We start from the raw sequence: 12972 nt of genomic DNA, 5'->3' as shown, positions 1-12972 counted from the left end.
GGGTGGGAGAGAAGGACTAGTGGTAGGTGTGCTCGGGGGCCGGGAAGGTGCCGCCGACCACTTCGTCGGCGTAGGCGCGGGCCGCGGCGCCGAGGGCGTCGCCGACCTGCGCGAACTTCTTCACGAACTTGGCGGGCTTCTCGACGAGGCCGACCATGTCCTGCCAGACGAGGACCTGGGCGTCGGTGCCGCCGCCCGCGCCGATGCCGATCGTCGGGATCGACAGCGACGCCGTCACCCGCTCGGCAAGCTCGGCCGGCACGCACTCCAGCACGACGGCGAAGGCGCCCGCCGCCTCCAGGGCCTTGGCGTCGTGGATGAGCTGCTCGCCGTCCTCGCCGCGGCCCTGGACCCGGTAGCCGCCGAAGGTGTTCACCGACTGCGGGGTGAGGCCCAGGTGGCCCATGACGGGGATGCCCATCGCGACCATCGCCTCGACCTGCGCGGCCACCCGGCGGCCGCCCTCCAGCTTGATCGCGTGGGCGCCGGCCTCCTTGAGGAAGCGGGTGGCGGTGGCCAGGGCCTGCTCGACCGAGGCCTGGTAGGAGCCGAACGGGAGGTCGGCCACGACCATCGCGCGCTTGGAGCCGCGGACGACGGCGCCGGTCAGGAAGACCAGCTCGTCGACCGTGACGGGGATCGTGGATTCGTAGCCGTAGACGACCATGGCGGCGGAGTCGCCCACGAGGAGCACCGGAATGCCCGCCTCGTCGAAGATCCGCGCGCTGATCGCGTCGTAGGCCGTGAGCATGGGCCACTTCTCGCCGCGGGCCTTGGCGGCGGCGATGTCGCGAACGGTGATGCGCCTGGTTCCCTGGCCGCCGTAGAGAGCGGTCGACCGGTCCTTCTGCACGTGGTTCTGCTGTCCCTCGGACATGCTTCCTCTACCTCTCGGTCTCGAATCGCCCCTTCGGCGTACCCGGACGAAATAGATGATTCCACCAACTCAACCGGAGGGGAAGAGGGGGCCATTCCCGATGTGAGGAGAGGAACGCCCGCCCCTGGCCGGGAGTTCGTGATCACCGGTGGGTGACGGACAGGGTCGCCTGCGTGACATCCATAGTGCGCAACAAGCCGCGCAGAAGGCCCGAGTGGCGCATACTTGTCCGGCAGGACGAAGGAGCAACCGGTCGGCGGGAGAGCCCAACGTGAGAACCGCGATGGCGCGCAAGGCCAATGCGTCGACCGCCGATTCGGCGTCCCGGACGCTCGTGCTGGGCATCGACGACCGCGGCGTGATCGTCCAGGCAGGGCACAACGCCGAGAAGGTCATCGGCCTGGAGGCCGACGCGCTGATCGGCACCCGCCTGTACGACCTTCTCGACGAGGGCGGCGACCAGATCCCGGCGATCCTCGAGGCCGTCGCCGAAGGCCAGGAGCGCACCTCGGTCTGGCGCCTGCACGGCCCCGGCGACGCCGTCGTCACGGTCCAGCCGATGGTCGGCGGCACCGATCTGTTCGCCATGGTCCACCTGCGCGTGGCCCTGTCGACGACCGAGCGCTTCCAGGACCCGGCCCGGGTCCGCCGCGCCCTGTTCGACGACCAGCTCACCCGCTTCGGCTCCAACCTCGACCTCGACCTGTGCACCCGCGCCCTGGCCGACGTCATCGTGCCGCACTACTGCAATGTGGCCTCGATCGTCCTGCTGGAGAGCCTGGTCGCCGCCGACGAGAGCCACGGCGAGGCCAACGGCTCGGCGGTGCTGCGCCGCCTGGCGCTGGCCACCGACAACCACGAGCTCGACTGGGCCGCCACCTTCCCGACCGGAGAGGTGCTGGTCTACCCGCCGGGCACCCCCTACCGCGAGTGCCTCGACAAGGTCGCGCCCGTCCACCTCAAGGTCATGAGCGCCGAGCACGCCGGCCGGATCGCCGACGCCTGGCGCCGCGACCCCGTCCGCGAGCTGCTGGACGACGTGTCGATGGTGATCCTGCCGCTGATCGGCAAGAAGGGGAACCTGCTCGGCCTGATGGCCTGCACCCGCACCCCCGGCTTCCGCAGGTTCGACGCCTACGACGTCGAGATCGGCATGGAGTTCGCCTCGCGCGCCGCGATCGTGATCGACAACGCGCGGCGCTTCAGCCGGGAGCGCGCCACGGCCCTCACCCTGCAGCGGAGCCTGCTGCCGCTGCGGCTGTCGCACCCGTCGTCGGTGGAGGTCAAGCACCGCTACCTCCCGGGCAGCAAGCTGGTGGAGGTCGGCGGCGACTGGTACGAGTCGATCTCGCTGCCGGGCGGCAGGGTCGCGCTGATCGTCGGCGACGTGGCCGGGCACGGCGTCAAGGCCGCGGTCACCATGGGCCGCCTGCGCACCGCCCTGCACACGCTGGCGAACCTCGACTACCCGCCCGCCGACGCGCTGCACATTGTGCACGAGCTGATGACGGAGCTGGGCGAGCAGGAACCGCACTTCGCGACCTGCGTGTTCGGCGTCTACGACGCGACCACCGGCACCCTGGAGATCGCCTCCGCAGGGCATCTGCCGCCGCTGCTGCTGCGGGCCGACGGCACCACCGAGTACCTGGATCTGCCCGACGCCCCGCCGCTCGGCGTCGTCGGCGGCAGTCCGATCGAGAGCCGCGAGTTCGCCGTCGAGGACGGCAGCATGTTCGTGATCTACACCGACGGCCTGGTGGAGAGTCGGGGCCGCGACATCGACGACGGCCTGGACCGGCTGAAGGGGATCTTCGACCCCTCGGCGCTGGACCGGCCGATGGAGGACCTCGCCAAGGCGTGCCTCGCGGGCGTCTACGACAACGTCGACCGCGACGACATCGCCCTGCTCATCGCCCGCCTGCGCCGCCTGCCCGCGGACACCTGCGAGTCCTGGACCCTGCCGAACGACCTGGCCGCCGTCCGCCGCGCCCGCGGCCTGGTGCGCACCCAGCTCGCCGACTGGGGTCTGGACGACCTGTCCTACACCGCCGAACTGCTGGCCTCCGAGCTGGTGACCAACGCGATGCGGTACTCGCCGGGCCCCCTGGAGCTGCGCCTGCTGCGCGAGCGCACCCTCGTCATCGAGGTGATGGACCGCTCGGCGGCCCTGCCCCGGCTGCGCCGCGCGGCCGACGACGATGAGGGCGGCCGCGGCCTGCTGGTGGTGTCGGAGTACGCCCGCCGCTGGGGCACCCGCCGCACGGCCCTCGGCAAGGTCGTCTGGTGCGACCTGAAGCTGCCCGGGATCGACCCCGACGACACCGCCTTCACCGAAGAGTGGCCGGGCAAGAAGCACCACACCGACAGCTTCCCGCTGCCCCGCCTGCCCCTGGACGGCCTGCCCGACCGCGGCGCCTGAGCGTCCGCGGCCGGGCCCGCCCGCCGCGTCAGGAGGTGGCGTAGCCCTTCTGGGCGCACCAGCTCAGCGTCTTGGCCAGCGCGGCGCGCTGCTTCTTCAGCGTCGCCACCTCGGCCCGCTTGGCCTTGGTGGGCCTGGCATGGTCGTACTCGGAGATCTTCGCGGCGAGTTTCGCGTCCTTCGCGCCGGTGGCCAGGCACACGGCCTTGGCCTTCTTGACGGCGGCGCTGTCACGCTTGTGGACGGGCTTGTCCTTGTCGTCCTTCTTGGCCTCGGTGGCGGGCTTCGCCGGCTCGGCGTCCTCGGCCGGCTCCTGCGCCTGCTGGATCTGCGTGGCGGACACCTGCGGCCGCTCGGCGGCGTGCGCCGCGGTGGCGGGCCCGGCGAGCGCGAAAGCGGTGACGACGAAGGCGCCGGCCACGGGGATCATCTTCCGGATCATCTTGGTCCTCCGGTTCTCGTTTACTGGGACGAGCAGCACGTTAGGGACGCTTCCTTGCGCCCCGATGAGGGCGCGCGCCCTCGTGGCTGAGACGAACCGCAGTTCCCGCTGAGAGAAGGCGAACGGCAGGTTAAGGCAAGTCGAGGATCCTGTCAGGGCGGTCTGAGAGGGCGGTACGGGCCCGGGCGCGCGAACGCCCCGCCGCCCGGACGGGCAGCGGGGCGTTTCGTCCCGGCGAACTACAGGATCTCTAGGTAGCGCTTGCGCTCGTAGCCGGTGACCTGGCGGCGGTAGTCGTCCCACTCGGCGCGCTTGTTGCGCAGGAAGAAGTCGAAGACGTGCTCGCCGAGGACCTCGGCCAGCAGCTCCGAGCGCTCCATCGCCTTGATCGCCTCGTCGAGGGACTGCGGCAGCGGCTGGATGCCCAGCACCCGGCGCTCGGCCGGGGTCAGCGCCCAGACGTCGTCCTCGGCGCCCGGGGGCAGCTCGTAGCCTTCCTCGATGCCCTTGAGGCCCGCGCCCAGGATCACCGCGAAGGCGAGGTAGGGGTTGCAGGCGGTGTCCAGCGAACGGAACTCGATCCGGGTCGCGTGGCCCTTCTGCGGCTTGTACATCGGCACGCGGATCAGGGCGGACCGGTTGTTGTGGCCCCAGCAGACGTAGGAGGGGGCCTCGCCGCCCGCGCCCGCGTCGGCCCCGGGGCCGCCCCACAGGCGCTTGTAGGAGTTCACCCACTGGTTGCAGACCGCGGTGATCTCCGGCGCGTGCTTGAGCAGGCCCGCGATGAAGGCCCGGCCGACCTTGGAGAGCTGGAACTCCGCGCCCGGCTCGTAGAAGGCGTTGCGGTCGCCCTCGAACAGCGACATGTGGGTGTGCATGCCGGAGCCCGGGTAGTCGGTGAACGGCTTCGGCATGAACGAGGCGTTCACGCCCTGCTCCAGCGCGACCTCCTTCATGACCAGGCGGAAGGTCATGATGTTGTCGGCGGTGGTGAGCGCGTCGGCGTAGCGGAGGTCGATCTCCTGCTGGCCCGGGGCGCCCTCGTGGTGGCTGTACTCCACCGAGATGCCCATGGACTCCAGCATCGTGATCGCGCTGCGCCGGAAGTCGTGCGCCGCCGAGTGCGGCGTGTGGTCGAAGTACCCGCCCTGGTCGACCGGCTCGGGGATGCTCCCGTCCTTGGGCATGTCCTTGAGCAGGAAGAACTCGATCTCGGGGTGGGTGTAGAAGGTGAACCCGAGGTCGGCGGCCTTGCCCAGGGTGCGCTTCAGCACGTGCCGCGGGTCGGCGAACGACGGGGTGCCGTCGGGCATGAGGATGTCGCAGAACATGCGCGCGACGCCCGGCGCCTCGGCCCGCCACGGCAGGATCTGGAACGTCGAAGGGTCCGGCTTGGCCAGCATGTCGGCCTCGTGGACCCGGGCGAAGCCCTGGATCGCCGAGCCGTCGAAGCCGATGCCTTCGGCGAAGGCGCCTTCGAGTTCGGCGGGGGCCACGGCCACGGACTTGAGGAAGCCGAGGACGTCCGTGAACCACAGCCGGATGAAGCGGATGTCCCGCTCTTCGAGCGTCCGGAGGACGAACTCCTGCTGACGGTCCAAAACCATTCTCCCTCTTCACACCACGCCATCTCGGAAAGCAGGCTTCGATCGCTTCCCTGGCCCCGGCCTTCAGTCTGCCCTGCCGGTATTTCCCCAGCGTTACAAACCTACCCGTCCGGGGCCCGCAGGGCACGTTGAGGGGAGACCTCCCCTGACGTCCACCCCTGGTTAACACACCGGACGCCGGGGCATTACGGTCCGACCGCAGTACCAGGGGGCCCGGGGCGGCCATGATCGGAACGGATCTAGAACACCGCGGTTATGGGTGGCCGCGACCTCGCGGAAGGCCGCCGCGGGGCCGACTCCGTGGGCCCGGATGACAAGGCGGGCCCGGACGAGGTACGGGGGTTGTCACCTGAAGTGCTCGAAGGAGCGCGGGCCTAAGGGATACCGTCATCATGTGAGCGTTATCTGCGTGCCCTATCACCTCGATGAGCGGCTCCCCGCCTTCGAGGCTCCCGTGGAGGCCGACGAGACCATCACGCTGCTGCTGCCCGACGGCGGACACTGGCAGCGCATGGCCGTCCTCTACGACACGGTGGCCGACGCCGTCGCGAAGGCCGTCTCCGAGGGAGACCGCCCCGTCGTCGTCTCCGGAGACTGCACGACCTCCCTCGGCGTCGTCGCCGGTCTGCAGCGGGCCGGCGTCCAGCCGTCCATCGTGTGGTTCGACGCCCACGGAGACGTGCACACCCCCCGCAGCTCCCTGTCCGGCTACCTCGGCGGGATGCCCCTGCGCCTGCTCGTCGGCGCCCATCCCGAGGTCATCGCCGACCTCCTCGGCCTGGAGGCCGTGCCCGAGGCCAACGTGACCCTCGTGGACGCCCGCGACCTCGACCCGCCGGAGGCCGAGTACCTGGAGTCCGCGCGGATCACCCGCTGCTCCGTCGACGACCTCGTGCTGCCCGAAGGGCCGATCTACCTCCACGTGGACTTCGACGTCGTCGACTCCGGCGAACTGCCCGGGCTGCTCTTCCCCGCGCCGAACGGGCCGTCCCGCAAGAAGGTCGCCAAGGCCGTCCGCAAGATCCTGGAGACGGGTCGGGTCGTCGCGGTCGGCGGCGCCTGCACCTGGCACGCCGGCCACGGCGCCGCCGAACTCGCCGAGCCGATCCTCGCCCCGCTCCTCCGCGAGAGCGTCATCAGTTTCGCGGGGAGCTGACCCCTGCCTTCATGCGCGGGAGGGAACAGCGCGCGAGGTGTCCGTCCTGTGCGAGGACCACGTCACCCGGCTCGACCCGGTAGCGCAATCGGTCGCCCACGACCGAAACGTCAACGCAGCTGGGAAGCTTCTCGCCGCCGGGCCGACGGAGGACTGAAATGCCTGTGGAGGGCCGGTGAGACCCGACCCGCGAGAGCGGCGAGGGCACGACCCGACGAAGCAGGAACCCCGACCCGCGAGGAAAGGCATCCCCGTCCTTCGAGGGCGGCGGAGGAAGTCAAGACGGGACTTTGACCCTGCTGCGGCCAGCGATGAAGAATGCGGGGAGCGGGCCCTCACCTAACGTGAGGGCATGTCTACCTCCGAATTGCAGGATCGGAAGCTGGACCGGGCGTTCGACCACCTCGACGTGAACCGGGACGGCATGGTCGACCGGGAGGACCTCGCGGGCCTGGGCGCCCGCTTCCTGATCGGGTTCGGCGAGCCGCCGACCTCGACCCCCGGCCGGACCCTCCTGGAGGCCTTCGACCACGTCTGGGCCGCGGTGATGTCCCGTCTCGACCTCGACACCGAGAGCCGCATCGGCCGCGACCAGTTCCGCAAGGGCATGGCCGAGGCCTTCATCGTCGGGCCCGACTACGAGCCGGTGCTGCGCCCGGCCAACCAGGCCGTCGCCCGCATCTGCGACACCGACGCCGACGGGCTCATCGACCCCGTGGCCTTCCGCACCATGCAGACCGCCTACGGGACCACCGAAGCCGACATCGCCAGCGCCTTCGGCGCCCTGGACGCCGACGGCGACGGCATGGTCAGCGTCAGCGAGCTGGAGCGCGCGGCGCGCGAGTTCTACACCGGCGACGACCCGCGGGCCGGCGGCAACTGGCTGTTCGGCCGGATCTGATGGACGTCTCCCTCCTGCTCCCGCTCGCCGAGCGCATCCCCGCGCTCGTCGCCCCCTGCCGCGTCCACGAAGGCATGTGGCAGATCGGCGAGGACTCCACCTCCTGGGCCGGCGGCCATGGGCTCGTCATAGGGGAGTCCGACGCGACCCGGCTCGGCAGGGGCCGCTTCGAGCGGCTGGTCTGCCGGCTGCTCCCCGACGTCCCGCCCGACCGCGCGGTGCTCGTCACCGAATGGCTGATCTGGCTGTTCGCGCTCGACGACCACATCGACGACGGCACGCTCGGCATGTCGGCCACGGCCGTCGACGCCCTCTGCGAGCCGCTCACGCTGACGCTGCGGCGCGGCACCGCCCGGCCCGGCGCGAGCGCCCTGGAGAGCGCGCTCGCCGACCTGTGGAACCGCACCGTGCCCGGCATGAGCCAGGGCTGGCGGCGCAGGTTCCGCGACCACTTCGCCTGGCACCGCCAGGGCCGCCTGGACGAGGCCGTCGCGCGCCGCACCGGGGAGCTGCCCCCGCCGGCGCGCTACGGCGCGGTCCGCCGCCGACTGCACGCGCCGTTCCTGCTCGACCTCCTCGAACCCGCGCTCGGGACCGAGGTCCCGGCCGAGCTGCTGGGCACCAAGACCTGGCAGGCGCTCCTCGACGGCACCGCCGACGTCACCGCGTGGTGCAACGACCTCGTCGCCTACTCCGCGGACGGCCACGGCCCGCTCAACCACGTCGCCGTCGCCGGCAGGCAGCTCGGGCTGTCGCCGCGCACCGCCGCCGCGGTGGTCGTGCACGAGCGGATCTGGGGGCGGCTGGAGGAGGTCGCGGAGGCGGCCCGGAACCTGGACGCCGAACTGCGCAGGCTCCGCCTCGATCCCGTCAGGGCCCGGGGCGTGTCCCGGGTGGCGTGCGCGCTGCTCGCCGCGCCGCGCGCGCAGCTCGACTGGCTGCACGAATGCGGCAGGTACAGCCCGATGCCCGATCCGTCCGTTCCCTCACCGCGCCGCAAACCGCGCGTAACCTTGACGTGAGATCTGTAACGTTCCGGAGACCTTGCGGTCCTTGATCCGGTGCGGAGGCGGCGGGGAAGGTTACTTTGATGGGTGTGAGTGAACGCCGTACCTCCCTCGCCGCCAGGCTCGCGCGGTTGGGCTTCACCGACGCGTCCGCGGCCGAGCAGGCCCTCGCCGCCCATGGCTCCGCCGCCGGCGGTCCCGGTGGACCCTTCCCCGACTCCGTGATCGACGCGCTGGGCGGGACGGCCGATCCCGATCTCGCCCTGCACGGCCTGCTCCGGCTGGCCGCCGCCGACCCCTCCCTCCCGGGGCTGCTCGAAGCAGACCCCGCGTTCCGCGCCCGGCTGCTGGCCGTGCTCGGCGTCAGCGCGGCGCTGAGCGACCACCTGGCCCGCCATCCGGAGCAGTGGAACGTTCTCAGGGGCGCGCCTTCGGCCCCCGATCCCGCCGACCTGCGGGCCGACCTGCTGGCCGCCGTCGGCGCCGACCCCGCGGCCGCGGCGCCGGTCGCCGGACCCGGCGCCCTCGACCACCTGCGGATCGCCTACCGGCGCCGCCTCCTCAGCCTCGCCGGGCGCGACCTGTGCGGGGAGTGCGACGTCAGCGAGGTCGCCGCGGAACTCGCGGCGCTCGCCGACGCGGCCCTGGAGGCAGGGCTCGCCATCGCCCGCGCAGAGGTCCCCGACCACGCGCTCGCCCGCCTCTCCGTCATCGGCATGGGCAAGTCCGGGGGACGGGAGCTGAACTACGTCTCCGACGTGGACGTCGTCTTCGTCGCCGAAGCCGCCGAGGGCGCGCCGGAGGAGGCCGCGCTGAAGGCCGCGGGCAGGATGGCCGCTGCGATGATGCGCGCCTGCTCGGCGACCACCCCCGAAGGCTCCCTGTGGGAGGTCGACGCCAACCTGCGCCCCGAGGGCAGGTCGGGCCCGCTCGTGCGGACCCTCGCCAGCCACCGCGCCTACTACGAGCGCTGGGCCAAGACCTGGGAGTTCCAGGCGCTGCTCAAGGCCAGGCCCGTCGCGGGTGACGCCGGCCTCGGCGCCGCCTACATCGAGGCCATATCGCCGCTGGTGTGGAAGGCCGCGGCGGGCGAGGACTTCGTCGCCGACGTGCAGGCCATGCGCCGCCGCGTAGAGGAGGACCTCCGGGAGCGGCACGGCGAGGTCGAGAGGCAGCTCAAGCTCGGCCCCGGCGGCCTGCGCGACGTGGAGTTCGCCGTCCAGCTCCTCCAACTCGTCCACGGCAAGGCCGACGAGCAGATCCACAGCGCGAACACCCTGGAGGCCCTGGAGGCGCTGTCGGAGGGCGGGTACGTCGGCCGCGAGGACGCCGCCGACCTGGCCGAGGCCTACCGCTTCCTGCGCCGCACCGAGCACCTGCTCCAGCTCCACCAGCTGCGCCGCACCCACCTCGTGCCGGCCGACGCCCCCGAACTGCGCCGTCTCGGCCGCGCCCTCGGCCTCCAAGGAGACCCCGCCGAGCGGTTCACCGAGCAGTGGCGCAAGTACGCGCGCGGCGTCCGGCGCATCCACGAGAAGCTCTTCTACCGGCCGCTGCTGCGCGCCGTCGCCAACCTGCCCGATGAGGCCCGCCTCACCCCCGAGGCGGCGCGCGCCCGGCTGCTCGCGCTCGGCTACAACGACCCGGCGGGCGCGCTGCGGCACATCGAGGCGCTCACCAAGGGCGTCTCGCGCCGCGCGGCCATCCAGCGCACGCTGCTGCCGGTGATGCTCGGCTGGTTCGCCGACGCGCCCGATCCCGACGCGGGCCTGCTGGGCTTCCGCCGGGTCTCCGACGCCCTCGGCAGCACCCCCTGGTACCTGCGGCTGCTGCGCGACGACGTCACCGTCGCCGAGCGCATGGCGCGGCTGCTGGCGTCCAGCGCCTACGTCACCGACCTCCTGCTGCGCGCCCCCGACGCGGTCACCATCCTCGGCGGCGACGAGCTCGGCCCGCGCGCGGTCGAGGAACTGCGCACCGAGGCGATGGCCGTGGTCTCCCGGCACGAGGACCGGGAGAAGGCCGAGCACGCCGTGGCCGCGGTCCGCGCGATCCGGCGGCGCGAGCTGTTCCGGGTCTCCGTCGCCGACCTCCTCGGCCTGGTGGACGTCCGCCAGGTGTGCGAGGCGCTCACCGACATCACGTCGGTGACGCTGGAGGCCGCGCTGGAGGCCGCCGTCAACAAGGTCGAGATGGAGCGCCGAGGGCCGCTGCCGTGCGAGCTGGCGATCGTGGCGATGGGCAGGTTCGGCGGCCACGAACTCGGCTACGGCAGCGACGCCGACGTCATGTTCGTCTACGAGGCGCACGAGGGCGTCGAGGACCGCGAGGCGCACCGGGCCGCGCACTCCGTCGCCGAGGAGCTGCGCCGCCTCCTGGCGCTGCCCGCGCCGGAGCCGCCGGTCGGCATCGACCCCAACCTGCGTCCTGAAGGCAAGTCCGGGCCTTTGGTGCGGAGCCTTTCCTCCTACGCCGCCTACTACGGGCGTTGGTCGTCGCCGTGGGAGAGCCAGGCGCTGCTGCGCGCCGACCCGCTCATCGGCTCCGCGCGGCTGCGCGCGGCCTTCGCCGAGGTGATCAACCCCATCCGCTGGCCCGAGGGCGGGATCTCCGAGCGCGACGTGCACGAGATCCGGCGGCTCAAGGCGCGCATGGAGGCCGAGCGGCTGCCGCGCGGCATCGACCGGCGGCTGCACCTCAAGCTCGGCCCCGGCGGCCTGTCGGACGTCGAGTGGGTCGCCCAGCTCCTCCAGCTCAAGTACGCCTCGGAGGTGCCGGGCCTGCGCACCACGCAAACCCTCGCGGCGCTGGAGTCCGCGGTCGAGTACTCCCTGCTGGAGGCGCACGACGCGCGGGTCCTCACCGAGGCGTGGGAGCTGGCCACCCGGATCCGCGGCGCGGTGATGCTCGTGCGCGGGCGCGCCTCGGACCTGCTGCCGACCGACCACCACCGCGAGCGGACGGCGGTCAGCCGCCTGCTCGGGTACCCCGGGACGGGCGACATGCTGGAGGACTGGCGCAAGAACGCCAGGCACGCCCGCGAGGTCACCGAGCGCGTCTTCTACGGAAGCGGGCGCTGAGCCCGGCCCGCGGAGCCGTCGCGAGCAGCGCCAGGAGGACGAGGGCGACCCCGACCACCACGTCCAGGACGTAGTGGTTGGCGGTCGCCAGCACCACCGCGACGGTGCAGGCCGGGTAGAGCACGCCGAGCGCGCGCGTCCACCAGCGGCGTCCGTACGCGAAGAGGGCTATGCCGCACCAGGCGGCCCAGCCCGCGTGCATCGAAGGCATCGCCGCGTACTGGTTGGCCATGGTCGCCGAGACGTCCGAGGCGTACAGGCCGGGCGTTCCGAAGGCCGTCACGGGGTCCAGGAAGCCCTCGGCGGGCAGGAAGCGGGGCGGGGCCAGGGGGAACAGCCAGAAGCCGGCCAGCGCGAGCCCCGTCGCCGCGAGGAGCGCCGTCCGCATCCGCGTGTAGTGCGCGGCGCGGGCGCGGTAGAGCCACACCAGGACCGCGAGCGTCACCGTGAAGTGGGCGCTGAGGTAGAAGAGGTTGGCGGCGAGCGACAGGGGCTCGCTGGCCACCAGCGCGCGGTTGAGGGAGAGCTCGACGTCCAGGGACAGGAACCGCTCCAGGTCGAGCACCGCCGCGGCGTTGGCGAACGCGCGCGCCGGGCCGCCCGGGTCGTTCAGCACGACGCGGATCAGCGAGTAGGCGCTGTAGAAGACGGCGACGAGAACGAACTCCCGAAGGATCGACGGACGGGCCGCCGTCGGACGGGGCGGGGGAGCGGGCGCCCTTCCGGGGAGCGGCGCGCGCGGCCGGGGCGGTGCGACGGGGACCGGTCCGGGCAATCCGACCAGAGGCGAACGAACAGGTGAACGGGGGGCGATGCGGACCATGTCGTCCATGGTCCGGCGGTCGCGCCCGCTTGTGATCACCGGAACGGATGGTCTTCACCTCGCCTTCTCGGCGTACTCCGACCCCGGTGCTCCTCCGGGGGGACCGGTCCCCGGGCGGGCGTCCTTCCCTAGGGGGATCCCCCCGCGGCACTCAGGGGAGCCGCTGCTCGACCGGCATCGGGTTCTTCAGCGCCTTGCCGACCGGGCAGTACCGCTCGTGCACGCGCTGCGCGACCGCGCGGAAGACCTCCAGCGCCTTCTCGTCCTCAGGGGGGAGCTCGACGTCATACGTGACGGTGAAGGACCTCAGCTCAGTGTCGGAGACCTTCTCGGCCTCCACGACGCTCGCGAGCTTCGCCAGCCGGTGCCCCCGCTTGGCCGTCAGAGGCTCGATCGTCGCCATCTCGCACCCCCCGAGCGCGGCGAGGAGCAGTTCCACGGGCGAGAACACCCCCTCGTCCCGCGCCGACCCGATCTCGATCCGCCCTCCCCGCTCGTTCGTGGCGACGAATCCCGTGTCGGTGCGCTCGACCCGAACAGACGGCATGGTTCCTCCCGCGACGCAGTGCACTACCGGTTGCAGGCCACGCTAGCGGGTTGCGGTCCTCCCCATTCCTCGCCGCGGATGTCCACAGAAACGCGGAAACGCCTTTCTGAGGC

General features: G+C 72.1%; 10 protein-coding genes. 5 read left to right on the top strand and 5 right to left on the bottom strand.

Features of this window, described 5'->3' with window-relative positions; translation table 11 throughout:
* Positions 1-16: 16 nt before the first annotated feature.
* Entirely contained in the window at positions 17-877 is an 861-nt protein-coding gene (gene panB, locus ACYVOM_RS35080; protein ID WP_460307891.1) for a 3-methyl-2-oxobutanoate hydroxymethyltransferase, read from the bottom strand.
* 271 nt (positions 878-1148) lie between these two features.
* Here panB and ACYVOM_RS35075 point away from each other — a divergent pair, with 271 nt between their 5' ends.
* Positions 1149-3296: an ATP-binding SpoIIE family protein phosphatase gene (locus ACYVOM_RS35075; RefSeq protein WP_460307890.1), complete on the top strand. Its 2148-nt coding sequence runs from the start codon at positions 1149-1151 to the stop codon at positions 3294-3296.
* A 28-nt stretch (positions 3297-3324) separates the two neighbouring features.
* Here the strand turns inward: ACYVOM_RS35075 and ACYVOM_RS35070 are convergent, their stop codons facing one another.
* Together ACYVOM_RS35070 and ACYVOM_RS35065 are read right to left on the bottom strand one after the other, a co-directional pair.
* Positions 3325-3726 (bottom strand): hypothetical protein, encoded by a 402-nt coding sequence (locus ACYVOM_RS35070; protein ID WP_460307889.1) that lies wholly within the window; start codon positions 3724-3726, stop codon positions 3325-3327.
* A 251-nt stretch (positions 3727-3977) separates the two neighbouring features.
* A complete protein-coding gene (locus ACYVOM_RS35065; protein WP_460308008.1) occupies positions 3978-5339 on the bottom strand; it encodes a glutamine synthetase family protein in 1362 nt (453 codons plus the stop codon).
* Positions 5340-5655: 316 nt separating this feature from the next.
* On the opposite strand from ACYVOM_RS35065, the gene ACYVOM_RS35060 reads away from it, so the two are divergent.
* The 4 genes from ACYVOM_RS35060 (at position 5656) to ACYVOM_RS35045 (ending at position 11489) form a co-directional block, all read left to right on the top strand.
* Positions 5656-6501: an arginase family protein gene (locus tag ACYVOM_RS35060; RefSeq protein ID WP_460307888.1), complete on the top strand. Its 846-nt coding sequence runs from the start codon at positions 5656-5658 to the stop codon at positions 6499-6501.
* 352 nt (positions 6502-6853) lie between these two features.
* A complete protein-coding gene (locus ACYVOM_RS35055; RefSeq protein ID WP_460307887.1) occupies positions 6854-7402 on the top strand; it encodes an EF-hand domain-containing protein in 549 nt (182 codons plus the stop codon).
* Positions 7402-8424, top strand: coding sequence for a terpene synthase family protein (locus ACYVOM_RS35050; protein WP_460307886.1), 1023 nt, complete (start codon positions 7402-7404; stop codon positions 8422-8424). The genes ACYVOM_RS35055 and ACYVOM_RS35050 overlap by 1 nt, the downstream gene beginning before the upstream one ends.
* 68 nt (positions 8425-8492) lie before the next feature.
* Positions 8493-11489, top strand: a complete 2997-nt coding sequence (locus tag ACYVOM_RS35045) for a bifunctional [glutamine synthetase] adenylyltransferase/[glutamine synthetase]-adenylyl-L-tyrosine phosphorylase (RefSeq protein WP_460307885.1) — start codon at positions 8493-8495, stop codon at positions 11487-11489.
* Here the strand turns inward: ACYVOM_RS35045 and ACYVOM_RS35040 are convergent.
* Both ACYVOM_RS35040 and ACYVOM_RS35035 read right to left on the bottom strand, forming a co-directional pair.
* The gene (locus tag ACYVOM_RS35040) at positions 11455-12264 is read right to left on the bottom strand and encodes a phosphatase PAP2 family protein (RefSeq protein ID WP_460307884.1); all 810 of its coding nucleotides are present in this window, start codon (positions 12262-12264) and stop codon (positions 11455-11457) included. The two genes, ACYVOM_RS35045 and ACYVOM_RS35040, sit on opposite strands and share 35 nt — an antisense overlap.
* Positions 12265-12463: 199 nt before the next feature.
* Positions 12464-12859 (bottom strand): OsmC family protein, encoded by a 396-nt coding sequence (locus ACYVOM_RS35035; RefSeq protein WP_460307883.1) that lies wholly within the window; start codon positions 12857-12859, stop codon positions 12464-12466.
* Between the last annotated feature and the right edge of the window lie 113 nt (positions 12860-12972).

It is taken from the genome of Actinocorallia aurea (assembly GCF_054783995.1).
The sequence above is the reverse complement of the archived record's forward strand: the minus strand, read 5'-3'. Positions and strand labels throughout refer to the sequence as shown.